The 23730-nt window shown below is 43.3% G+C and carries 25 protein-coding genes, 1 pseudogene and 1 riboswitch; of the genes and pseudogenes, 15 read left to right on the top strand and 11 right to left on the bottom strand.

Annotation, left to right across the window (positions count from 1 at the left end; genetic code table 11):
* The first annotated feature begins 283 nt into the window (after nucleotides 1–283).
* The 4 genes from J2Z20_RS08430 to J2Z20_RS08415 all read left to right on the top strand — a co-directional run bounded on the left by J2Z20_RS08430 (nucleotide 284) and on the right by J2Z20_RS08415 (nucleotide 3803).
* Nucleotides 284–922 carry a GntR family transcriptional regulator gene (locus J2Z20_RS08430; RefSeq protein WP_245252116.1) on the top strand — a complete coding sequence of 213 codons (639 nt, stop codon included), beginning with the start codon at nucleotides 284–286 and terminating at the stop codon, nucleotides 920–922.
* 189 nt (nucleotides 923–1111) lie between these two features.
* Nucleotides 1112–2242, top strand: a complete 1131-nt coding sequence (locus J2Z20_RS08425) for an ABC transporter ATP-binding protein (protein ID WP_209848057.1) — start codon at nucleotides 1112–1114, stop codon at nucleotides 2240–2242.
* The gene (locus J2Z20_RS08420) at nucleotides 2239–2892 is read left to right on the top strand and encodes an ABC transporter permease (RefSeq protein WP_209848055.1); all 654 of its coding nucleotides are present in this window, start codon (nucleotides 2239–2241) and stop codon (nucleotides 2890–2892) included. Before J2Z20_RS08425 ends, J2Z20_RS08420 begins: the two co-directional genes overlap by 4 nt.
* A gap of 20 nt (nucleotides 2893–2912) precedes the next feature.
* Entirely contained in the window at nucleotides 2913–3803 is an 891-nt protein-coding gene (locus tag J2Z20_RS08415) for a glycine betaine ABC transporter substrate-binding protein (protein ID WP_209848052.1), read from the top strand.
* 142 nt (nucleotides 3804–3945) lie between these two features.
* Here J2Z20_RS08415 and J2Z20_RS08410 read toward each other — a convergent pair whose 3' ends face one another.
* Both J2Z20_RS08410 and J2Z20_RS08405 read right to left on the bottom strand, forming a co-directional pair.
* Nucleotides 3946–5067 carry a 5-methyltetrahydropteroyltriglutamate--homocysteine S-methyltransferase gene (locus J2Z20_RS08410; protein WP_209848050.1) on the bottom strand — a complete coding sequence of 374 codons (1122 nt, stop codon included), beginning with the start codon at nucleotides 5065–5067 and terminating at the stop codon, nucleotides 3946–3948.
* A 78-nt stretch (nucleotides 5068–5145) separates the two neighbouring features.
* Nucleotides 5146–6078, bottom strand: a complete 933-nt coding sequence (locus J2Z20_RS08405) for an aldo/keto reductase (protein ID WP_209848048.1) — start codon at nucleotides 6076–6078, stop codon at nucleotides 5146–5148.
* Between the two features lie 137 nt (nucleotides 6079–6215).
* Between J2Z20_RS08405 and J2Z20_RS18240 the strand changes: the two are divergent.
* A pseudogene (locus tag J2Z20_RS18240) lies at nucleotides 6216–6537 on the top strand (radical SAM protein); the annotation flags it as partial.
* Nucleotides 6538–6593: 56 nt separating this feature from the next.
* Here the strand turns inward: J2Z20_RS18240 and J2Z20_RS08395 are convergent.
* Both J2Z20_RS08395 and J2Z20_RS08390 read right to left on the bottom strand, forming a co-directional pair.
* On the bottom strand, nucleotides 6594–7190 hold the full coding sequence (locus J2Z20_RS08395; RefSeq protein ID WP_209848046.1) for a TetR/AcrR family transcriptional regulator: 597 nt from the start codon (nucleotides 7188–7190) through the stop codon (nucleotides 6594–6596).
* A gap of 12 nt (nucleotides 7191–7202) precedes the next feature.
* Entirely contained in the window at nucleotides 7203–8369 is a 1167-nt protein-coding gene (locus J2Z20_RS08390) for a YhgE/Pip domain-containing protein (RefSeq protein WP_209848044.1), read from the bottom strand.
* A gap of 195 nt (nucleotides 8370–8564) precedes the next feature.
* On the opposite strand from J2Z20_RS08390, the gene J2Z20_RS08385 reads away from it, so the two are divergent.
* Nucleotides 8565–8876, top strand: coding sequence for an MGMT family protein (locus J2Z20_RS08385; RefSeq protein WP_209848043.1), 312 nt, complete (start codon nucleotides 8565–8567; stop codon nucleotides 8874–8876).
* 9 nt (nucleotides 8877–8885) lie between these two features.
* Here the strand turns inward: J2Z20_RS08385 and J2Z20_RS08380 are convergent, their stop codons facing one another.
* The 4 genes from J2Z20_RS08380 to J2Z20_RS08365 all read right to left on the bottom strand — a co-directional run bounded on the left by J2Z20_RS08380 (nucleotide 8886) and on the right by J2Z20_RS08365 (nucleotide 11942).
* The gene (locus J2Z20_RS08380) at nucleotides 8886–9536 is read right to left on the bottom strand and encodes a cupin domain-containing protein (protein WP_245252114.1); all 651 of its coding nucleotides are present in this window, start codon (nucleotides 9534–9536) and stop codon (nucleotides 8886–8888) included.
* Nucleotides 9537–9674: 138 nt separating this feature from the next.
* Nucleotides 9675–10664 (bottom strand): aldo/keto reductase, encoded by a 990-nt coding sequence (locus tag J2Z20_RS08375; RefSeq protein ID WP_209848041.1) that lies wholly within the window; start codon nucleotides 10662–10664, stop codon nucleotides 9675–9677.
* Nucleotides 10665–10754: 90 nt separating this feature from the next.
* On the bottom strand, nucleotides 10755–10934 hold the full coding sequence (locus tag J2Z20_RS08370) for a small acid-soluble spore protein H (protein ID WP_209848040.1): 180 nt from the start codon (nucleotides 10932–10934) through the stop codon (nucleotides 10755–10757).
* An 81-nt stretch (nucleotides 10935–11015) separates the two neighbouring features.
* Nucleotides 11016–11942 (bottom strand): DMT family transporter, encoded by a 927-nt coding sequence (locus J2Z20_RS08365; RefSeq protein WP_209848249.1) that lies wholly within the window; start codon nucleotides 11940–11942, stop codon nucleotides 11016–11018.
* Nucleotides 11943–12120: 178 nt separating this feature from the next.
* Here J2Z20_RS08365 and J2Z20_RS08360 point away from each other — a divergent pair, with 178 nt between their 5' ends.
* The 9 genes from J2Z20_RS08360 (at nucleotide 12121) to J2Z20_RS08320 (ending at nucleotide 21916) form a co-directional block, all read left to right on the top strand.
* Nucleotides 12121–13008, top strand: coding sequence for a GNAT family N-acetyltransferase (locus J2Z20_RS08360; RefSeq protein ID WP_209848037.1), 888 nt, complete (start codon nucleotides 12121–12123; stop codon nucleotides 13006–13008).
* On the top strand, nucleotides 13008–13694 hold the full coding sequence (locus tag J2Z20_RS08355) for a class I SAM-dependent methyltransferase (RefSeq protein ID WP_209848033.1): 687 nt from the start codon (nucleotides 13008–13010) through the stop codon (nucleotides 13692–13694). The genes J2Z20_RS08360 and J2Z20_RS08355 overlap by 1 nt, the downstream gene beginning before the upstream one ends.
* Before the next feature lie 40 nt (nucleotides 13695–13734).
* The gene (locus J2Z20_RS08350; RefSeq protein WP_209848030.1) at nucleotides 13735–14295 is read left to right on the top strand and encodes a DNA-3-methyladenine glycosylase I; all 561 of its coding nucleotides are present in this window, start codon (nucleotides 13735–13737) and stop codon (nucleotides 14293–14295) included.
* A gap of 166 nt (nucleotides 14296–14461) precedes the next feature.
* Nucleotides 14462–16210 (top strand): ABC transporter ATP-binding protein, encoded by a 1749-nt coding sequence (locus tag J2Z20_RS08345; protein ID WP_209848027.1) that lies wholly within the window; start codon nucleotides 14462–14464, stop codon nucleotides 16208–16210.
* A 35-nt stretch (nucleotides 16211–16245) separates the two neighbouring features.
* Nucleotides 16246–16920 (top strand): response regulator transcription factor, encoded by a 675-nt coding sequence (locus tag J2Z20_RS08340; protein WP_209848024.1) that lies wholly within the window; start codon nucleotides 16246–16248, stop codon nucleotides 16918–16920.
* On the top strand, nucleotides 16917–17981 hold the full coding sequence (locus J2Z20_RS08335; RefSeq protein WP_209848021.1) for a HAMP domain-containing sensor histidine kinase: 1065 nt from the start codon (nucleotides 16917–16919) through the stop codon (nucleotides 17979–17981). The genes J2Z20_RS08340 and J2Z20_RS08335 overlap by 4 nt, the downstream gene beginning before the upstream one ends.
* A 552-nt stretch (nucleotides 17982–18533) precedes the next feature.
* A complete protein-coding gene (locus J2Z20_RS08330; RefSeq protein WP_209848018.1) occupies nucleotides 18534–18851 on the top strand; it encodes a CHY zinc finger protein in 318 nt (105 codons plus the stop codon).
* Nucleotides 18852–19094: 243 nt separating this feature from the next.
* On the top strand, nucleotides 19095–20822 hold the full coding sequence (locus tag J2Z20_RS08325) for a methyl-accepting chemotaxis protein (protein ID WP_209848015.1): 1728 nt from the start codon (nucleotides 19095–19097) through the stop codon (nucleotides 20820–20822).
* A 134-nt stretch (nucleotides 20823–20956) separates the two neighbouring features.
* Complete coding sequence (locus J2Z20_RS08320) at nucleotides 20957–21916, top strand: acetylxylan esterase (protein WP_209848013.1); 960 nt, start codon at nucleotides 20957–20959, stop codon at nucleotides 21914–21916.
* Nucleotides 21917–22013: 97 nt separating this feature from the next.
* Here J2Z20_RS08320 and J2Z20_RS08315 read toward each other — a convergent pair whose 3' ends face one another.
* The 3 genes from J2Z20_RS08315 to J2Z20_RS08305 form a co-directional block, all read right to left on the bottom strand.
* Nucleotides 22014–22547: a VUT family protein gene (locus J2Z20_RS08315; protein WP_209848246.1), complete on the bottom strand. Its 534-nt coding sequence runs from the start codon at nucleotides 22545–22547 to the stop codon at nucleotides 22014–22016.
* Nucleotides 22548–22568: 21 nt separating this feature from the next.
* A complete protein-coding gene (gene queF / locus J2Z20_RS08310; RefSeq protein ID WP_209848010.1) occupies nucleotides 22569–23069 on the bottom strand; it encodes a preQ(1) synthase in 501 nt (166 codons plus the stop codon).
* 140 nt (nucleotides 23070–23209) lie between these two features.
* Nucleotides 23210–23253: riboswitch (PreQ1 riboswitch) on the bottom strand.
* A 125-nt stretch (nucleotides 23254–23378) separates the two neighbouring features.
* The gene (locus J2Z20_RS08305) at nucleotides 23379–23510 is read right to left on the bottom strand and encodes a DUF4023 domain-containing protein (protein WP_209848007.1); all 132 of its coding nucleotides are present in this window, start codon (nucleotides 23508–23510) and stop codon (nucleotides 23379–23381) included.
* Between the last annotated feature and the right edge of the window lie 220 nt (nucleotides 23511–23730).

Genomic DNA, 23730 nt, shown 5'->3' with positions numbered 1-23730 from the left:
CGGTATTTTTCTTAGGCAACTGTGGTACATATTTTGGAATATGATAAACTTCAGGGACGTATAGTGGTTATGCATTCCTTAGTTAACATTGAATGGTTGTGCAAGTGAGGACTGTTTGGAAAGTATAGGGATCTTTTTGATAAACTAATGAAATATAGACATGACTAAATGCTGCCATTGATTTCCCGTTTACTTCAGTGAGAGAAAAGAGTATGCTCTAATGTGGTATAATTTGTAACATTATATCTACTAACATACCACCATAAGGGGGCAGAAGAGTGCGATGCCAGAGATGGAAATGGCCGGCTACAAATCGATAGCACTTGATATTGCTCAAAGAATCGTAAGCGGTGAATTTCCCGTGAAAAGCAAGATTTCTGGTAGATCTCTTTTGGCAGGTCAATACCATGTTTCGCCTGAGACGATTCGTAAAGCAATCGGTTTATTAAAAGACGAGGACATCGTGTCCGTTTCGCAAGGGAAAGAGATCATCATTATTTCTGACCAGAAAGCCTATGAGTATATTACTCGGAACAATTATTTGAAGTCTGTTTATTCCCTGAAGCAAGATTTGGAGCTGTTATTGGAAGAGAAGAAGGAAATGGACCGCAAATTTGATATGCTTCTGACCGAAATTATTGAGGTGTCCGATCGGTTTCAAAACTTGAAGCCTTATAATCCGATTGAGATCAAAGTCAATGATGATTCTCATGTTGTAGGGAAGACGATTGCGAATCTGCAATTTTGGCAAAATACAGGAGCGACGATCATTGCGTTGCGTAGAGGAACGAATGTATCTATATCTCCCGGCCCTCATGTAATACTTAGAGAAAATGATATTCTAGTCGTCGTGGGAGACGATAAAACGTACCAAAGAACCGCACAATTTATTAATCAAACAGAAGTTTATTCAGATCAATAATCACACAAGACAAGAGGCTGTCTGATGGCGCTTTATGCCACGGGCAGCCTCTTTTTTAGTTGCTCGATTACATAAATTCCATTTTTATACTAACAACCTATATTTATTTTTGGGGTTGTCAGTAAGTATTTGGTTTGTTATATTATGAATAATCAATTGGCCGCTTAGCTCACCCAAAGGAGGTTGCCTATGCTTAAATTTGAAAATGTCAGCAAAACGTATCATGATGGAACTCAAGCCGTAAAATCGATGAATTTTGAAATTCAACAAGGAGAGTTCATTGTATTTATTGGCCCTAGTGGCTGCGGTAAAACGACAACGATGAAAATGATCAACCGATTGATTCCCCATACGGAGGGCACTATTAGCATCAAGGGAAGAGATATTAATCAAGAAAACCTGGTGGAATTACGCCGAAATATCGGCTATGTCATCCAGCAAGGCGGGCTTTTTCCTCACTATACGATTGAAGAAAATATTTCTCTTGTTCCTCAGTTAAAGGGCTGGAAAGCGGCTAAGAGGAAAGAGCGTGCACAAGAATTGATGCAGATGGTTGGACTGGAACCGTCGAAATTCGCGGCCCGTTATCCTCGTGAGCTATCGGGGGGCCAGCAGCAAAGAGTGGGTGTTGCCCGTGCTTTAGCAGCGGATCCCGAAATTGTACTCATGGATGAACCTTTCGGCGCTTTGGATCCGATCACAAGGGAGCAGCTGCAAGATGAACTTATTCGTTTACAAAAGACATTAAATAAAACGATCGTATTCGTGACGCATGATATGGATGAAGCTTTGAAATTGGCGGACAGAATTGCCGTCATGAAGGATGGAGTTCTTCTTCAGCTCGATACTCCTGAGAAATTGCTTCGGGAGCCTGAGCATGGCTTTGTGGAAACCTTTATAGGGAAAAATCGCATTTTCAGAAATCCAGAATTCATTTCAATCCAGGAAATTATGCGTGAGAATCCAGCGACAGCTACCCCGTCTCTATCTCCAGCAAGAGCACTTTCCTTAATGCGGCAGCGAAGAACGGACACGCTGCTCGTAGGCGATGAAGAAGGGAAGCTGATCGGTATCGTTTCAGCCTACGATCTTCAAGCGCATATGAATGATATCTATTCTATTCAAGAAATTTGTGTTCCTGTCGATCCATTTCTTGAACAATCGGCGACGGCCCAAGACGCTTTAATCGCCATCACGAACGCTAAATTTGGAATTATTCCCGTTATAGGCGAAAGGAAGAAGATTGTCGGTGTCGTGACTCGGTCGAGTCTATTAACGGCATTTGCGGATCAATGGGCAGGAAAGAAGGTGGAAACATGAATCAAAGTTTGTGGGAGCAGTTAATCAACCAGTTTGAGATGCGGGGAGCAGATCTTCTGCAGGCATCACTTCAACATATTGAGCTCGTGCTTTTATCGATGGCTGTTGCAATTATCATCGGTATTCCTTTAGGCATTATCATTACGAGATTGCCATTCTTGAAGACTGGAGTTCTCAGCGGCGCTGGCATATTGCAGACGATTCCCAGTCTTGCCCTGCTTGGCTTTATGATTCCGTTATTCGGGATTGGCACAACAACCGCCATTGCAGCCTTATTTCTATACTCTCTCTTACCCATCATTCGCAACACTTATACGGGAATACAGGATGTAGACCGTTCAGTCATTGAGGCTGCTAGGGGAATGGGACTTACCAATTTGCAAACTCTGTTCAAAGTCGAATTACCTCTCGCTCTTTCCGTGATTATGGCGGGTATTCGTACCGCTACGGTCATTAATGTAGGTACAGCAACGCTTGCAGCGTTTATCGGTGCAGGCGGGTTAGGGGATTTTATTTTTCTTGGAATTACCCGAAATATTGACGCGTTAGTGCTTATCGGCGCTGTGCCAGCAGCTGTGTTAGCGTTGGTTCTAGATTTTATCTTGGGATTATTAGAACGTTTCACTACACCGAGAGGATTAAAAGTATAGAAGAGAGAGGTAAAACGGCGATGAAAAAATGGATTGCGATGACTTTGGCAGCGGTATTGTTCGTCTTGCTTACGGGGTGCGGCAGCAGTAAAGAAGGTAGCAAAGGAACGATAACGATCGGCTCTAAAAATTTTACGGAAAATATTATTTTAGCGCATATGATGGCTGATGTGATTGAACACGATACAGACCTCAAAGTAGTGCGTAAGGTGAATTTAGGCGGCTCCAATGTCGCATGGAAGGCGTTATTGAATAACGATATTCAGATGTACCCAGACTATACGGGCACCATTACGTCCAACTATTACCAAGAGAAAACAGGAACTTCAGAAGAGACCTTGAATAAAACGAAAGAGCTGCTTAAACGCGACAAGCTTGAGTTTGTAAATAAGTTCGGCTTCAATAACACCTATACTCTTGCTGTTTCTAAGGAAACGGCGGACAAATACCAATTGAAAACCTTTAGCGATTTGGTTAAAGTATCTAAAGATTTATCATTGGGCTGTGAATTTGAGTTCAAGGACAGACCGGATGGCTATCTAGGACTTCAGAAAGATTACGGCATGAATTTCAAAGATGTTATAGGGATGGATCACGGTATCATGTACCGCTCTTTGACTGACAAAAAAGTGGATGTGATCGATGCTTTTTCCACGGATGGACAGATCAAAATCAATAACCTCGTTATCCTTAAAGACGACAAGGCCTCCTTCCCTCCATACGATGCTGGCTCACTCGTTAGAGAGGATGTCTTAACCAAATATCCAGAAATTAAAACTGCCCTTCAAAAATTAGAGGGTGTAATTACAGAAGCGGATATGCAGGAACTCAATGCAAAGGTCGATTCGGAAGGATTAAAAGAAGAAACCGTTGCACATGACTTTTTAAAGGAAAAGGGCTTATTGGATTAATTGTTATTTATTCCCCAAAAAGGCTGGCAAAGAAATAGAAAAAATAAAATGCAGAAACTGGTGTCACAATTGCTAAACTAAGCTGACTTTTATAAAAAAAGACATATCACTCCTGCTAATGCAAGAACGATATGTCTTTTCCTTATTTCCAGACGTCTTGAGCCATTTCTACGACATGTCTAAGTTTCGCCCACTGTTGTTCTTCCGTCAGAAGATTTCCTTCTTCTGTGGAGGCAAAGCCGCACTGCGGGCTTAGGCAGAGCTGATTCAAGTCTACGTAACGGGATGCTTCGTCAATGCGACGTTTAATATCATCGGGATTTTCCAATTCTCCGAATTTGGACGTAATGAGGCCAAGCACAATTTGCAAATCTGGACGTTTCACAAAACGAAGCGGTTCAAAACCGCCAGCTCGATCGCTGTCATACTCTAGGAAGAAACCGTCAATGTTCAGTCCGTCAAAGAGCGTTTCTGCTACCGGCTCATATCCGCCTGAGGAAATCCACGTCGAACGGAAGTTGCCTCGGCAAATGTGCATCGTAATTTTCATGTCATTCGGACGGCCAGAGGTGGCTTCGTTAATCGTTCTTGCATACAAGGCACTTAGTTCGTCTGGATTCAGTCCGCGTGCGCGAATTTGCTCTTTCTGCTCGTCTGAGCACAGATAAGCCCATGATGTATCATCAAGCTGCAGGTATCGGCAGCCGGCATCATAGAAAGCTTGAATCGCTTTTTTGTAAGTAAGCGCTAGATCATGGAAAAATTCATCTTGATCGCTATATGCACTTTTCTCGATTTCTCCTCGGAAGTGCAGCATACTAGGGCTTGGAATCGTCATTTTTGCAGTATGCGAGCCAGCGATGCTGTGAAGGAACTTGTAATCCTCGAGCATCGGGTGATTCGTGAAATTCAGCTTGCCGGTTACTTTGACAGCATGAGATTTAGTTTGGGTCTGGTGGAATTGGATGCCGCTTTCGGTATCATAGCCTTCCACACCATCAAGGTGCTCCAGAAAATCGAAGTGCCACCAAGCTCTACGGAATTCGCCGTCTGTTACGGCCTCAAGGCCAATCTCTTTTTGCTTGTCTACGATTCTCTTGATTTCTTCATTTTCGATCAGTCGCAACTGTTCCGCTGTGATTTCACCAGCCGCCTTTTGCAGACGAGCCTCTTTGATTCGGTCGGTTCTTAATAAACTTCCCACTTGATCGGCCCGAAACGGCGCTTCTTTACGCTTTAAGGATTGATTTGAATGCTCCATCATGTATGCACATCCTTTTCAGAAATGTTTTTAGCATCTTAACAAATCTATGGGCAAAAGTAAACGTCATGCTCTGAAAAGTTATCTGAAGATTTGGTCGATCTTCTCAATTTCCTCAGCAGTTAATTGCACTTCTAAAGTTTTAAGGTTGTTAAGCACTTGCTCGGGTTTCTTCGCACCAGGAATTAATGCATCGATGGAATCACGAGTTAAGTACCAAGCGAGCACGACATGCGCAACTTCCGCGCCTTTGGCGCCTGCGATTTCGCGGACTTGCTCAACCTTCTCCAGGTTACGGATAAAGGCTTCACCTTGGAATAATGGGTTTCTAGCTCGCCCATCCTCAAATTTCACATCTTTATTGTATTTACCGCCAAGTAATCCAGCAGCAAGCGGATAGTAAGGGACAAATGAGATGCCGTGTTCCTTAGTGTATGGCAGTATATCTTGCTCTACTCCGCGTTTAAATAAGTTGTATTCGGATTGCAGAACATCGACGTAGCCGTCTTTATTGGCTTCTTGCAATTGCTGAATGGAAAAGTTCGATACACCGATCGCTCTAATTTTTCCTTCTTCTTTTAGTCGCTGCAATGCGCCAACCGCTTCATCCTTTGGAGTATGTTCATCTGGAAAGTGTATGTAGAATAGGTCGATATAATCGGTTTGAAGCCGTTTCAAGCTGCCCTCTACCGATTCTTTTAAGAAAGCGGGTGAGTTGTCTAGAACGATTTTGCCATCTACAAATTTATGTGCGCCCTTGGTGGCAATGACAACGTCAGCACGGTTTCCTTTCTCTTTAATCACTTCACCAATTAATTGCTCCGAACGTTCTGGACCATAAATGAACGCCGTGTCCAAGAAGTTGATTCCATGATCTAAAGCGGTGCGTACGACGTTTTTACCTGTTTCCTCGTTAAGATTTGGATAAATATTATGTCCGCCTACAGCATTGGTGCCTAGCCCAATTTTATTTACCATTAGATCGGTTCTACCTAAGCGCGTCTTTTCAACCATCTCATATTCATCTCCTTTTCTTAACTTATGATCATTATATCAGAGATCTATTTAAAATATATAAATTCCGAGCCGAATGCTCGGTAAAGACTGATTGCATCCGGTTTCCTTTACAGGGGCACCTCGGTCTGTTAGATCTGAAGGACGATCAAGCGGAGCGGCTTCGTGAAGCAGGGGTTCACCGGTATAACCACAATTTGAATACGAGCAAAGCAAACTACCCTTCGATTACGACAACCCATACATATGACCAGCGCGTTGAAACAGTGGAAAAAGTAAAAGCACACGGTATGTCCCCATGTTCTGGCGTCATTATCGGCATGGGCGAGACCACAGTCGCTCTACGCAGCGAACTCACTCTTTGTAGGTGATTATTTAACGACTGAAGGCCAAGAAGTGACGGCCGATCATCAAATCATTGAAGATTTAGGTTTTGAGATTGAAATAAATGCACTGTAAATAAGATATTATTACAAAAAAGGCACTCCTCAGGGGTGCCTTTTGATGTTGCTGACTTAATTTTGATGCGTGTAACCGAGTCCACCGAATATAAATTGACATGTATCCTCATACAACTGATCGAAGCTTGGGAAAGGATCTGAAAGCAGTGGATCCAGAAACGAATTATTCCGGTAGAACACGACCGTTCCGAGTATGAACAACAGCGTGTTGTCTAAAGAGTTAAACCGAAATAATCCCTGATTTCTGCCTTCTTCTAGAAAACTGCGCAGCATACGCCAAATGGGATGAAGATAGCGCTGAATCGTTTCCACTCGCGGTGAGGAAGATGAAATTTCTCTCTGAAAGATCGCAACCATTTCAGGATCGCTCATACGAAAATAGATGACGTTCTTAAGCAGTTCGCGTATTCCTTCTACCGGTTTATTCCGGTATTTGTCCCATTCTGACATGAGTATTCCTGGGAAAAACATCTCGAAAATTGCGCTAAACACATTGTTTTTTCCGCCAAAATGATAGGATACGAGAGCGACATTCGCGCCCGCCTCCTCACAAATTTGCCTTACTGTCGTAGCGTCAAATCCTTGCTTGGCGAACAGCTTCTTCGCTGCAAACAATATTCTGTACTTTATATCCGATTCCTCAGTAGGCATATAATCTGCTCCTTAAGCGACATTTGTGCTGGCATCTTCGCGGACTGCGTGAACGGAAACCTTATCTTTACGAATCGCAACAGCCGCAAGCCCTAAAGCCAACGACACGAGTAATATCCACAGCAAGGCCGTGATGCTCGAACCGACGCTAGGTCCTCCGAACAACAAATTCATACTGCCGCGAACAGCATAAGTGGCTGGCAAATAATCGCTGAGATGATGATAAAAGCTAGGCAACAGCTCCCTTGGAACCATGGCTCCAGAAGAGACCAGTTGCAGGGAAAGCATAATAATATTAAAAAGCATACCTGCCATGCCAAACAAAAGCAAGAAGAACTGAGCAACAAACATAAAGACTAATAGGAACAGACTTTGGAATAACCAAATAGAAATAAATCCGTCTTTCGACTGTCCTCCAAAGGCCATGACTAAGGAAGCTCCCACTAATGCGACAACGACTGCGGCTACAACGTTAATAACACTACGAGCTGCAAACCGCTGCCAGCGGTTAACGCTGTGACTGAGCGCTAGGGACGATTGTTCCATGTTCATTCCCATAATCATAGCGCCAACAAAGGAAGCTAAAACTAACATCATCGGTACCATCTGATTGTTCATGCCATCCACTTTATTAGAATAGTCAAAAACAGACGTTACGCGTTCGGACAGCCCTTTGGCAATTCCGTCTGCCTGCACTGCAGGAACTTTCGCTTGCGCCAGCACGGCAGCTGCACCTTGTGCAATGGCTTGTTTATTAACTGTAGCCGTCACATTTGCTGCGACACTGGACATCATACTTTTAATGAGAGCAGGATTTGATTCATTAATATAATAATGAATTTGAGCTTTCCCACCTGGAGTTTGGAGCTGTGCCGAAAAATTAGAAGGCAGCTGCAGCACCATTTGAACATCCCTGTCATTTAGCTGTTTCTGTGCTTCTTGTAAAGATGTCACAGGAGTAACTTTGAATGGAAGATTTTGCTTCAGTCCGTCCAAAATTTGCGCCCCCATACCGTGGTCCTCATTCACAACCGCGATTGTTAGCTGTTTCGTATTGCTGGTCACGCCGTCATAGGCCGTCATCCAAATCACACTGAAAATGATTTGAAACATTAATGCCGTTACAATACCGACAATGGTTGTAGGGCGTTTGAAAAATTGCTTTAATGCTTGTTTCATAGGTTTCTCTCCCTCTGTTTTCTATTCTCAAACACTTGTTTTAAACAAATGTTTTAAACACTTGTTTAAGTATATGCATAACGCAAAACATTGTCAATCATGAAAAATAAAAAAAGACCCGCAGCGGGTCAACGACAATATGTATAATCAAAATAGAAAACAACCAAATAACCATAGTCAGATAGGGGAAAGAGGATGACACCATTTACGGCGAAAGTAATCGAGATCATAAGGTCAATCCCGGAGGGCAAAGTGATGACCTATGGACAAATAGCTAAACTAGCTGGCAGCCCTAGAGGAGCAAGACAGGTCGTTAGAATTCTTCATTCGATGAGCGATAAATATAAGCTTCCATGGCATCGAGTGATTAATGCAAAGGGCGAAATTGCGATTGCAGACGATGAATCGAGTTCGCTGCAGGAGTTGTATCTGCAGGGTGAAGGGATAGAGCTTAATTTATATCACCGAGTGGATTTAGCACGTTATCAGTTTCATCCCCCCTCTTAAGGTCGACACTCACCCCTTACGAAAGGTAGCTGATCCAATTTGCGCAGTTACTTTCAGCGTGTCCAAGCTATTCTTGTTCTCCGCTGTTTTGCTATGATCAGGCTTTACAGGGCCAATCACTACAGATTGTTGTATTGGAGACAATGCTTGCTTCATTTGTTGAGGATTGACACTGTATGCAAGCTGAAAAACATGTGTTGGTGTAAATCTGAGCACATCGCTGCCTTCAATAGACTCAGGAAGTGAGTTGTTAAATATAACGATCAGGTGAGCTTCATCTGAAACGGCCGTAATCCAGTGCCACCAACCCATAGGAATAAACACCACTTGCCCAGGTTTAGCAGAGTACGTTAATAATTGGAGGGAGAAAGGATCAAACACGGCGACGATGACTTCCCCCGAAATGATATAGTCGAGCTCGCCGGCATTCGGATGCCAGTGAGGTTCCCGGATATGATTTTTTGTCAGGAAAAGATCAGCGAGTGCAACGCCCTGCATAGCGGGTAATTGAGTGGATGTGACCTCATAAGCAACATTTTTCTCATCTCTGCGGTAGAGCGTGTTTGACTTCACTTCAAACATCAGATTAGGTGCACCGGATGAGAGGAAATTTGGAGAACCGTGGGCCATTTTTCCCGTTACGTTATTTGAACCAGCCATTGTCTTTGCTCATTCCTTTCCATGAATCATTATGACAACAGCATATGCCCAGATTCTTCTTATGGTGTGAAATTTAAGCATAATAAAAAAGGATAGAGCATCGGATTGTCGATCTGATCGCTCTATCCTTTTATTCGTTTAGTTCCGAGCAGGAGGAGCCATAAATTCCGGACCTACTGGATCGGTAATCGTCTCCTTAAGAATGGCATCGACACGGTTCATGTCTTCCGCGGTAATCTTCCAGCCGCTTACGCCGCGAACAGGAGACAATTGTTCAGGATTGCGTGCGCCCCATAAGGCAACAGAAGCTCCGGGCTGATCAAGAACCCAGCGTACTGCAAACTCTGTAATGGTCTTATTATAGCCGCTAGCTATTTCAGTTAGCTTCTCGACAGCGAGCAGGTATTGCTCATAACGAGGCTGCTGGAATTTTGGATCGTTGTTGCGCAGATCATCGCCCTTGAATTCTGTGTTCAGCGTCATTTTGCCGGTAAGCAGGCCGCGGCACAAGCTGCCGTAGAGCAATGTTGCAATATTATTTTCACGGCAGAACGGAAGTACATCCTGCTCAATCTCTCGCTCGAACAGATTGTAAGGAGGTTCATTGGAGTGCAGCGGAGCAGCCTCCAGCCACTCTTTCATTTGCTCAGGGGAGAAGTTGCTCACCCCGATTGCTCTTATTTTGCCTGTTTTGTACAGCGCATGCATCGCTTCAGCCGTTTCTGAGATTGGAACGAGCGGATCTGGCCAATGCACCATATATAAATCGATATAATCCGTCTTTAGACGGCGGAGTGAATCATCAATTTCTTTGTTAATTTGCTCTTTGGTTGCGTTACGTCGTACGCCGCCTCCCTCTAGCAATTCCAATCCGACTTTAGTAGCAATGACAACCTGATCGCGTTTTCCATATTGTCTAATCGCCTCGCCTACAATTTCCTCAGAACGGCCAGCTCCGTATGCAGGTGCTGTATCCAGAAGATTGATGCCTTCGTCAAGGGCGTGCAGGATCGTTCGAATCGATTGCCCTTCATCGGTTCCGCCCCACATCCAGCCGCCCATCGCCCAAGTACCTAGACCAATGCGGCTTACTTCTATTCCAGAACTGCCCAATACTGTTCGTTCCACGTCCTTATCCTCCATCTCCATTAACGAATTACTGCCTCATTCTCAACATCCTGCGAACCTAACCGCGACGCGGCGGATGGCCGGCTCCAATTAATGTTCTTCTAAGGTGTTCAGCGGTACATCTTGTTCCTTCTCCGGCTGGCCGAGGGGATAGACTCTAGCCATTTCATTATTGTCATCCACATGCTGGATGTACACTTGAACCCCATTATATGTAACGTTAGCCATCACAGGTGAAGCAGCAATTTCTTGAGCACGTTGTTTATTCATTGCAGTAGCCTCCTTGTTCGTTAATAACAGCTGTATTATCTGCAGTCCACTGCTTAAATATGCCAATTTAGCCGCCGCAACTTATATTTTAGCACTTATTTCTTTTTTTCGTTTCGTACGTAATAAATCTTCAAAAGCACCTGAACCTAACAACACACCGAATAAAATAAAGATGAAACCGATCATTTGGGTTGCCGCAATCTTTTCCCCTAGAAAAACAACTGCCCCAATCAATGCGAAAAACGGATTTAAATTAATGAAAATGGATGCCTCGGCAGCGCCGATTTTCCCAACTGCATCGTTGTACATCATATGTCCAAGGGCTGTCGCAATAATAGCAGATGAGAAGAAAGCGGCCCACAACAACGGTGAACCATGTGCCATGCTTGCAAGTCCGTTTGGCTCAATAATTTGACTAATGACAAACAAGATGACGGAGCCTATGAGGAGCATATACCCTGTCATTAGACGGGGATCGAGTGTACCCGATACCCTCTTAATGATGATGAAACTGATCGCTTGCGACAAAATAGCTAAGAACACATACACATCGCCCAGCGAAATGCTGCTGACTCCGCCGCCGCCTTCAAGCACAATGAACGCAACACCGCTGATGCCAAGAAGAACGCCAATGATTCGAGGCCATGTCACTTTATCGCCTAGAAATAAAATCGCTAAAACGGTTGTTAATATAGGCCCCGTTCCTAAAATAAGTCCTCCATTGGAAGCAGAAGTATGCGCCAGTCCGTTAGATAGAAAGTAGTGATGCCCGACGACATTAAATAGTGCACCGATCAACACATAAACGAATTCTCTTCTCGTCAGCTTCCGGACTTTCTTCATCAAGAGCAGAATAACAAACACAGATACGGCGGCTGTAAAAATACGAAGCGCGGTCATCGTAACCGGCATAAAGTTCGCAACTAACACTTTAGTTGCAATGACATTAAATCCCCATCCGATCATGACACAAAATAATATAAAATAAATTTGCTGTTTCTTCACCATGGCTTCTGACTTCCACCCTGTATATTTAATAAATTCGTTCAATCCCTTTCATCATATAACAAAACTCTCATCAATATCTAATGTTCCACTATTTCCAATACATACCATTCATATATTATAATGAGTCTATAGTTAAGCAATAAATTGGAGACTACTTTATAGCGGGGAAGTGGAAATAATGATTCATTTTAAAAGAGCAAGTGAAATTCCGTTAAATGTCCTTGTAGATACATGGAATAAGGGGTTTGAGGGTTACTATGTCAATTTGAATATGACGCTCAGTTCGATGGTAAGCAAATGTGCGACGGAAGACATTGTACTGGATGCCTCTATTATTATGTACGATGACGATGTCCCTATTGGATTTACGCTTAACGGCATTCGTGAGATGAATAAGCAAATGATCGCATGGAACGGAGGTACAGGCATTGCTCCAGAATATCGCGGACGAGGTTTAGGGAAGCCTCTGCTAGAAGAGAGTATTAAAGTGTATAAAGAGCTTGGCGTAACGTTCGCTACGTTAGAGGCATTCCTGCAAAATACGCCGGCGATTAAACTATACAAGAGCTGCGGATATAAAACGGTAGATCATCTAATGTATCTCGTACGTAAAGATGAGTCTGTGTCCGTCCCTTTTTCGAGTGAAGCTAGTCTTGATTTATATGATTATAAAATAGGTGCCCCAATTGATGTACACTCGTTGCCCTTTTACAACGGATCCACTCCATGGCAGACTCAGTGGCAAACGTTAAAGTCGGCTCAATCACTCATATTACTAGCTGATGGGGTAGAGGTTGGCTACGCCTTATTCAAGCGCGCATATAATAAAGATGGCGAACTTACCGCGATTACACTTTTCCAATGTGAAGTTGCTCCTGACCGGAACGATAGGGCAGACATTTATTTGGCAATTCTCTCGCATGTTTATAGCGGTGCGCCTAACAAGACTGCCTTTCATTTATCTAAATCGAGTAAACAGGAACTCATAGATTTATTATTAAGCCATCAATTTGTAACTCAATCTGAGTTTGTATATATGACTCTGCCCTTGGGTGATCAGAAGTAATGAGACGAATATTCACACTTAAATATGGAATAGATGCTCCCTTTTGGGTTGGCTTTTTAACGATTTTAGGTTTGGTTTTAACAGTAATTAGCTGCTTTGGCTTGCCTCAGAGTATTCTCGGCGTTATTTTCGGCGGGTTTATGTTTGTAGAAGGGGTATGGATGTTCCTGTACTCAACCGTTATTAAAATACGCCATCGCCATGTTATTATTGATCTAGCAGAGATTAAGCAGGGCGACAAGGTGCTTGATGTTGGGACAGGGCGAGGGCTGCTGGCGATTGCGGCAGCGATGCGAGGTGCTGCTGTAACAGCCATCGATAAATGGTCGGCGTGGGATCTCAGCGGGAATGGAAGGCAGACCTTTGAAGATAATAGAATCAGTGAAGGTGTTCCGAGGATCGAGCTGCTGGATGGCGATGTGCAGGACCTTCCTTATCAAGATGAAACGTTCGATGCTGTCATTTCTAATTTTGTCATTCACAATATAAAGAAGCCTGAAGAGCGGAAGACAGCTGTAGAACAAATGTGGAGGGTGCTTAAGAAAGGCGGCGTATTGGTCATTTCAGACATTGCGAAGATTAATGAGTACACCGAAATATTACGGAACAAAACAGCAGAAGTGAAAGTTCAAAGTATTTATTATACTTTTCCTTTCTCTAAAATTGTGGTTGCTCATAAGAAATAGTCTGTTACAAAAGATACTAATAGGAAAAGGAAAGTTATCTATGGATAAAATAAGATGCGGCTGGGTAAATCAAGACCCGCTTTATATTGCGTATCATGATGAGGAATGGGGTAAGCCTCTCTATGATGAGCAGAAATTGTTCGAGCTGCTTATGCTGGAAGGGATGCAGGCAGGATTAAGCTGGTATACAATCCTGAAGAAAAGAGAAAATTACCGCTTAGCCTTTAATGGCTTCAACCCTGAACTCATTGTGAAATATGACGAGCACAAAATAGAAGAGCTAATGAACAACGAAGGGATTATTAGAAATCGCCTCAAAATTGGGGCTATCATTCAAAATGCCAAAGTATTTTTGCAGATTCAGAAAGAAGAGGGAAGCTTTGCAAAATACATTTGGAGCTTTGTGGGCGGTACTCCGAAAATCAATCATTGGCGGACATTAAGTGAGGTGCCTGCTACAACGGAAATATCCGACCAGATGAGCAAGGCGCTGAAGAAAAAAGGAATGAAGTTTGTCGGTTCTACGATTTGCTGTGCGTTTATGCAGGCTTCAGGCATGGTTAATGATCATATAGCGGACTGTTTTTGCAGTCAGAAATAATAACAATTGTACACAGGGGGTCTTGGTCGGTACCAAGGTCCTTTTCATTTCAAATTGGGTTCACGTTACTTCTCGTTATTTAAATTCAGTTTAAATTCTAAAGTTAAAGTGAGTGATGTGGAATCGAGAAACAGATCATAAACTTGAGAGTGAAGGGAAGAACCATATGAAGATAGAGAAGAAGCAAAGAAATTGGAGGCAATTTGTCGATCTAATTCGTAAATCGGAGCCTCCGAAGCTGCTGCTAGGCATTGCTTTGGTATTAAGTTTAGCGACAACACTTGTCAATTTAACCATTCCGGTTTTCACTAAAAATCTGGTGAATGGATTTTCTATGGATGCGCTAAGCGGCCCGCAGATCGCTGGGATGGCGATCGCATTTATACTGCAGGTCATTTCCGGCGGTGTGTCCGTCTATTTATTAAATCGCGGTGGAAATCAGATTGTCGCGAATATTCGGGAAAGGTTATGGCGCAAAATGATTTCACTTCCGGTTCCCTATTTTGATAATCATCAGACCGGGGAAACGGTAAGCAGAGTAACCAATGATACAGGTGTCATCAAAGGACTTATTACGGAGCAATTGACGGGATTTATTACAGGAATCATATCGATTATTGGATCGATTACGATATTGCTCTATATGAATTGGAAAATGACACTGCTCATGTTCATCGTTTTTCCGATTGCGGCGCTTATTTTTGTACCGGTCGGCAGAAAAATGTTTAAACTGTCTAAGGGAATACAACAGGAAACTGCACATTTTACATCGACACTTAATCGTGCCGTATCTGAAGTGAGGTTAGTTAAAGCTTCGGGAGCGGAGGAAGTGGAATATAATCAGGGCGTGAGCGGCATACGGAAGCTGTATGAATTCGGCCTACGAGAAGGGAAACTGCTCGCGATTATTTCTCCGATGGTATCCTTCGTCATTCTGCTGCTGCTCGTTGCTATTATTGGATTTGGCGGCGCGCAGGTCTCTTCGGGGGCGATGTCTGCGGGTGAACTGGTTGCCTTCATTCTATACTTGTTTCAAATTGTCATGCCGTTAACGCAAATCAGCCAATTTTTCACTCAGTTTCAGAAGGCGATGGGAGCGGCTGACAGTATCATTGAAATTTTGGGAACCGAAGAAGAAGATCAAGAAACGGGTATCGTTGCCACATCATCCAATAAGCCAATCATCGTCGATCATCTATCCTTCGGTTATAAAGAGGACGAACCGATATTACGTGATGTCAGCTTCACGATTGCACCGGGTAAAGTAACTGCGATTGTAGGCCCCAGCGGGGGCGGGAAAACAACCTTTTTCTCTTTGCTCGAACGGTTTTATAAGCCGACCTCAGGAGCGATACGCTTAGGAGAGAAGGAAATTAGTCAATTTTCGCTCCAGTCTTGGAGAAGACAGATCGGTTATGTATCGCAGGAAAGTCCAATCATTGCCGGGACGATCAGGGACAATATTTGTTATGGTTCAGACCGAGAAATTACGCAGCAGCAGCTCGAGTGGGCGGCTCAAATGGCTTATGCAGATCATTTTATCCGTGAACTGCCTCAAGGTTATGACACGGAGGTCGGCGAGCGGGGCATGAAATTGTCTGGCGGGCAGCGCCAGCGTATTGCTATTGCTCGAGCATTGTTAAGAGATCCGCAAATTTTAATGTTGGATGAAGCGACATCGAATCTAGATAGTAAATCGGAAGATGTTGTGCAGAAGGCGCTGGCTAATTTAATGGAAGGGCGCACGACGATTGTTATTGCTCACCGTCTGTCTACTGTAGTCGATGCAGACCTGATTGTCTTCGTTGAAAAAGGCCGCGTCACAGGAAGCGGGACGCATGAACAGCTGTATCGGAATCATTCGTTGTACCGTGAATTTGCTGATCAGCAGCTGCGTATGCAGGTCACCACGTAGGTTAATTAGTAAGCTAAATAGAGAAGGGGTTCGTAGTGGTTAATATTTTGGTAGTAGATGATGATCCGCATATCCGCGAATTGGTTAGTCTGTTTCTGAAGAGGGAAGGATTCGAAGTTTACGAGGCTTCCGATGGAGAAGAGGCTTTGCTTAAGCTGGAATCGGTGAAGGCGGATATGGCTATTCTCGATATCATGATGCCGAACATGGATGGGTGGCAGCTTTGCAAGGAGCTAAGAAGAGATTATGATTTCCCACTTCTGATGCTTACAGCGAAAGGGGAAACTATCGATAAAATTAAAGGCTTTGAGCTCGGAACAGACGATTATCTCGTCAAGCCATTCGAACCTGCAGAGCTAGTTGCTAGAGTAAGAGCGCTGCTGAAACGTTACAGAATATCGGTCTCCCAAACGGTTACCCTAGGTCATCTGTCGATGAATCGTCAGACGTTTGAAATGAAGGTGCGTGAGCAAGACGTAATCCTGCCGCTCAAAGAATTCGAGTTGCTATTCAAACTAGCTAGTCATTCTGGCAAAACGCTGGCAAGGGAGCAGTTGATTGAAGATATATGGGGATATGACTTTGACGGCAACGAGCGAACCTTAGACGTCCATATAAGCAGATTGCGTGACAAATTTGGGGAGTGGCAGTTGCCCTTAAAGATTACGACCGTTCGGGGACTCGGTTACAGGCTGGAGGGGAATCAATGAGAAAACTGCCGGCATGGATGAAAATATTGCTTGGAATTATCTTTTGGGTAGGTGGAATTACAGCAACCGTCTCTGCCGCATTCCTGCTGACCTCGTTCATCTATCGAAATATCGATTACCATCCTTCCAATTATGTAACACAGCTGATTAACACTTTGATAGGATGTATTCTCATGTTCATTTTGCTGGTCTGTTTCGTTCTTTACCACAGGCCCAAACAAATGGCATTAATTGATATGATCACTGGCGCCATGAAGCAAATCGCTAAGGGCGATTTTAGCGTCCATCTAGGCAATAAATCACAATTCCCAGACGAATATAGCGAAGTTGTTGACAATCTTAATATGATGGCGCACGAATTAAAGCAGATTGAAGACATGCGGCAGGAGTTTATCTCTAATGTCTCTCACGAAATTCAATCGCCATTAACGTCTATAAACGGCTTCGCTCAGGCACTGCAAAGTGATCAACTCAGCAGCGAGGAGCGGCAGCATTATTTGTCCATTATTGAGACGGAGAGCAAGCGATTATCAAAACTAAGTGATAATCTGCTCAAACTAACTTCTCTCGATTCTGAACATCATCCATTTGATCCTAAGCCGTATAGTCTAGACGGACAGCTGCGAAGCATTGTTCTAGCATCTGAACCGCAGTGGTTAGACAAATCCATTGATGTGGAACTCCGTCTAGTCGAAACGAACATCGTTGCAGATGAAGAGATGCTTAGTCAAGTATGGAACAACCTTATTCATAACAGTATTAAATTTACACCCATAGGCGGGACGATCACGATAGCAATAGAACCGCACGATAATAAAGTAACGGTATCTATAGCGGATACAGGAATTGGTATATCAGAGGAAGATCAGACACGGATTTTCGAACGGTTTTTTAAAGGAGATAAGTCTAGAAACCGCTCAATCGGCGGCAGTGGACTTGGGCTGTCCATTGTGAAGAAGATTATCGATAAGCATCACGGAACCATTGAAGTGGATAGCAGACTTGGAGAAGGGACCAGATTCCGTGTGCATTTACCGCTTAAGCAAGAAACAAGACATTGATTTATACCGATTCATTGATCTTATATGCACTCGCTCTTGTATATGAGATAGCCGTATTGATTTGGTTCGCAATTTCTTTGAACGAAGCAGCGCAGCTAAAACATAGACGGTTATCTCTAATTTGTTTGCCGCAGCACTCACAAGGATAAGTAAGATTGTTATAGCTTCTTGAGAGTTTGCCTTGTTTGATATATTTAATAATGACCGAAGTATGTATTTGCGTAGCCTCACTTAGTTCTTTAGTTGTAGCATTTGGGTGCTTCCATAAGTATTTTATGCAGCAATCTATGTCAGCATCTATTTGGCTACTACAGGAAGGGCACAAGTTTCTAAGGTTTTTTTGGAATACAGCCCCGCAATTTGGGCAATTATCAACGTGTAAGCTCATTGTGATCATTCCTTGTAGTGGTATAGGAATATAGTGCTAATATAGTCGTATATTACTACATAAATGCACCCATAACAATACAAAAAAATCCAGTTCGCTTTGACTCATTACAGCTTCATCGATTTTAATAGGAATGAACTGAAGATACGAAAGAAGATGATATTTTGATACATGTAGCAGGCGCCATTGATCACCATACCAGATGTGCTCATTATCACAGTGAGATTGATATTATCGCTATTAAATTCAAATGCTGCGATACCTACTATGGCTGTTATTTCTGCCATGAGGAAGCAGCGGGGCATGAGCCTATTGCTTGGTCAAGAAATGAGTGGGACACCAAAGCTGTCCTATGCGGACAGTGCGGCACTGAGATGACGATTCATGATTACTTGAACAGTAATTATATTTGTCCTACTTGTCACGCTCATTTTAATCCAGGATGCAGAAACCATTATCATCTGTATTTTGAATGGAAGTAAGAGAAAACAATAATAGAAGAGATGACTCTAGCTGAGTGATCTCTTCTTTTGTTTACCCCTTAAGCACAAAGGAAATTCCGTCCTCATCATGGATATGGCAAATGTGCCCTTGTCACATTTTATCCATATATAATGGAAAAACATACCTAGAAAATTACCAAATAACGGTGTAATATAATTTTTTGTCGAAAATATTTAATGCTGTAAAAATTTAGATTGGTAGAAGGGTAAAGGAGACGGAGAATGCTTACTAGAAAGATAAAATGGAAAATTAAATTTAAGTTGAACTTAAGCCTAAGTGCTAAGATCAATTTCATTGTATTAGGTATCGTTTTATTTTTGTCTGCTGTTATCGGCGTGGCAGTGATCGAGCAGGAAAAGGAAGGTATAAAACAATTTGCAACGGATAAAGCAAAGGGCGATCTAGATTTAGCTTATCGTTACTTGGACGCTAAATATCCTGGTGATTGGGCTTTTAATAATGGCCAACTATTCAAGGGACATACCGTTATAACGGATAACAATGATATTGTGGATGAAATCGGTAAAGTTACGGGAGATACCGTAACCGTGTTTCAATGGGAGACGCGTATTATTACGAATGTCATGAAAGATGGGCAACGTGCAATAGGAACCAAAGTATCACCGGAAATAGCTGATGTAGTTCTAAAACAAGGTAAGCCTTATTATGGTGAAGCAAATGAAGTGGGAAATATCTATCAGGCGGCATATATGCCTATAAAAGATGCAAAAGGGACAACTATGGGTATCTTCTATGTCGGCGCACCGCAAAACATGATCGATGAAACGGTAAACAAATTCTTGAAAGGATTCATTACCGTTCTCGTTATTACGATTCTTATTTCATCGCTCATTACATTCTTGTTTACGAGAAAATTGAAGAAGAGATTGTCGGCTATCGCTACAGCACTTGATCGTGCAGGGAATGGAGATTTCACTACTGAGATTGTAGATAAATCCGGAGATGAGCTTAGCGATCTTGCAAGCAGTTATAATCGAATGAAGAGCAGTCTCAGCACGATGATTCAAGAAGTGCTGCGCACGTCCGAGCAAGTTGCCGCTTCATCCGAAGAGCTGACAGCTGGAGCCGAGCAGACAAGCCAAGCAACGAAGCATATCACAGAGGTTATTCAGCAAGTGGCAAGCGGAGCTGAGAGCCAAATGACAAGCGTAGAAGAGAGCGAGAAAGCGCTGGAAGAAGTAACGGTTGGCGTGCAGCATATTGCTGAAAGCTCATCGGATATCGCTGAAAGAGGCAAATATACAGCGGATAAAGCCAAACAAGGCGGAGAGCTTGTGGAAAGCACCGTTAACCAAATGAATGCGATCTATCATTCTGTACATGAGAGCGGAGAAGTCATCCAATCCTTAGATGAAAGATCGACAGAGATCGGTGAAATTACGCAGGTTATTACAGATATCGCAAGCCGTACGAATTTACTAGCCTTAAATGCAGCCATTGAGGCAGCAAGAGCAGGTGAACACGGCAAAGGCTTTGCCGTTGTAGCAGATGAAGTTCGCAAGCTCGCAGAGCAATCGCAGCAATCCTCAACGCAAATTGCCGAATTAATTGAAGTGATTCAGCGTGATATGACTCGCTCGAATGAGTCGATGCATCAAGTGAAAATAGACGTACAAGATGGGCTTGGAATTGCGAATAAAACGCAAGAAAGTTTTGCGGAAATCCTCGCTGCAATGGAGCAAATGGGAGCGCAAATCGACGAGATGGCAGCAACAGCGCAGCAAATGTCAGCAAGTGCCGAGGAGGTTACAGCGACGGTGGCTGGAATTACGGCTATATCGAAGGAAAATTCCGCGCATTCTCAGAATGTAGCTGCTTCTGCAGAGGAACAACTTGCATCGATGGACGAAATATCCGCATCTGCAAATGCCCTGTCTGAAATGGCAATCCACTTGCAGCAATTGATGAGTAAATTTAAAGTACAATAAATACAATCCGGCGCCTGATATTCAATGATCAGGCGTCTTTTTGATTTAGTCTGGGAGGAAATGGAGATTGGAACAAGGAATACAACATAGATTATAGAAATGAAATGATAAACACGAGGAGGCTAAGAGTTCTTATGAATGCTATTAAGCGCCGAATACAAGAATTGGTTCAATATGCTCCTCCACGAACTGCAGAGGCAGCTGAGCTTGATCGTTTTTGGGACAACGTCCTTATGAACTTCGATCATAAACCTCTAAATGGATCCATGAATCCTTACAAGAGTCCGTTAAACGGTGTTGATGTTTATCATGTGACATATGAAGGCTTTGATGAGACGCCTGTCCATGGCTGGTATTTAGTTCCTTCATTTTTGAATTTAGATCAATATCCATGTATTGTCATATATCAAGGGTACACCGCAGATCGGGGCTTGCCGGAGAGATATGCTTCCTGGCTTCTACTTGGTTACGCTGTCTTTGCGGTAGATACAAGAGGACAAGGCGGAGATACAGGGAATAGGCTGTATAGTGCTCATGGCACAACCAAAGGGTGGATTACACAAAATATTACCCAGAAGGAACAAAGCTACTATATGGCGGCGGCCATAGATGCGGTGAAAGCTGTGGATTGGGTCAGCAGCCGTGCCGAAATCAACCCTTACAAAATTGCGGTAATGGGCGGCAGCCAAGGGGGAGGACTCGCTTTGCTAGCCTCAGCGCTTAACACTAAAGTGTCACTAGTTATTGCAGACATTCCGAATATGTGCCATCTCGATTTTGGCGTCATGCATTCTGTGGGGTCTTTAGCAGAGGTAGCAGAATATGTGAAGCGTCGCCCCGACCAATTCGATCTCGTTATGCACAATTTGGCATTCTTTGACGTGATGAATTTAGCCTATCGTATTCATTGTCCTGTTCGGATGTCAGTGGGGCTGAAGGATACAGTCTGCTGGCCGGAATCGATCTTCGCTGCGTACAATCAGATTCAGGCCGAGAAGCATTTAGACGTTCATCCTTTCTCCGGGCATGAGGTCGGTGAACCTCAGCTGCGTATGCATATGGAGTATTTACAGCAATGGAAGCTTAGGGATTGATCATAAGAAGTGGCTTTACGCAATATCGAAGTTGAAGAACAAAAAAGGGGGGGTATCCCGTTGCCAAAATGGCCTTGGGACACCCCCCTTATTCACATTATATTTTGTAAGGATCTCTGCTTCTTTCGATCATGCCGACAATGAGCGCACCGATAAGTTGCAGTACGGTTTTGACGATAATCTGACCTAAGATGGCATAGCCAACTGCATCCCATGGTAGGAATCCTGCACCGAGCGGGGACAAGCCGATAATAATAAACACGACACTGTCAATAATGCCGCCGACAATGCCGCTGTACATCACTTTCAGCGACATTGGCAGGTTCAGTCTCGTATAAATTTCAGTATCCGTTGATTCAGAGATTAAGAACGTAACGGCGGAAGCGAACACAATCCATAGCGTGTCGCCGAGCAGATAAGAAGTAACCGCCGACAAAACCATAGCTACTACGATCGTAGTGTAAGTTTTAGCGCGACCAACAGCATTTTGCACGAGGTCACGAAGAATGAAAGTAACGCCGATCAGGAATGATCCGGCAGGCACAATAAGTGCGCCCAATGATAACGGTGCAAACGAAGCCGTCACAACGTTCGCTAACGTTATAGCAACTAAATATAAAAGAATGAGCAGTATATTCAAATAAATGTCCTCCTATCGATTATCCACTTTTTCAGGATACAAGTCATGATTGAGCAGACGATGCTCAGCCATTGCTTCGTACTTCGTTCCAGGCTTACCCCAGTTGCAGTACGGATCGATCGAGATGCCGCCTCTAGGCGTGAATTCACCCCATACTTCAATGTAACGCGGCTGCATTAAATCAATGAGATCGTTCATAATGATATTGATGCAGTCTTCGTGGAAATCACCGTGGTTGCGGAAACTGAACAAATACAGCTTCAGCGATTTGCTTTCCACCATTTTCTGATCTGGAATATACGAGATATAGATCGTCGCAAAATCCGGCTGTCCCGTAATCGGACACAAGCTTGTAAATTCAGGGCAATTAAACTTTACGAAATAATCTCGGTCTGGATGTTTGTTATCAAAAGACTCGAGAAGCTTAGGATCATAGTTGAAAACATAGCTCGTGCCTTGATTGCCGAGAAGGGTAATGTCCTTCATTTCGTCTTTGCTTCTACCTGCTGACATAAAAAAATCTCCTCCCTTTTCTATGGGCTTACGCCGTAAATGAAAAGAAGAACGAGATTCCTGGAACTTGCTCTAAATTGTAAAAAAACTAAAAGCAATAGAAAAAAACGATACCTATACATGTAACGATAGTGTCGTTTATGTCCTTAGTTTTTTATAGAGGGAGTTCGCGAACCTCTCCTAAGATCTTTTAAAATAACGATCTTAGATTTTCTTCTTCAATTTTATTCATCAGTACTATACCACAGACCTGCGTAAGATGCACCCATAAAAAAATCCGCGATCGCCAAGACCGCGGATGTTGATTCGTTATTTGTTGGTACTGTGCTGTTTGCCTGGCAGTTTATCTCCAGGTGTGCCTTTGCCGAAGCGTCGTTTATTTTTCTCAGCTTTCGCCTGAGTGTCGTGCAGTTTCTCCACAAATTCATGCGTATTATCCATGGACAGAACCTCCTTAATAAGGGATCATTTGTTACTATAACCACTTGGGTATGAAAACATGAATGACGCCCTACCCCTATTGCTTTTTGTTTTTTAAACGATTATGATGTGGTTAAAAATATAACGGGAGCCTGCGGAAGCAAGCTGAGAGTACGACTATACTGTCGTAGACCGTTCGAACCTGTTGGGTAATGCCAGCGTAGGGAGTAACCGTGTAAAG

The sequence above is a fragment of the Paenibacillus sediminis genome, from assembly GCF_017873765.1.
GTDB classification, from domain to species: domain Bacteria; phylum Bacillota; class Bacilli; order Paenibacillales; family Paenibacillaceae; genus Paenibacillus_AG; species Paenibacillus_AG sediminis.
Note: the sequence above shows the minus strand (reverse complement) of the source record. Positions and strands in the feature narration are given on the sequence as shown.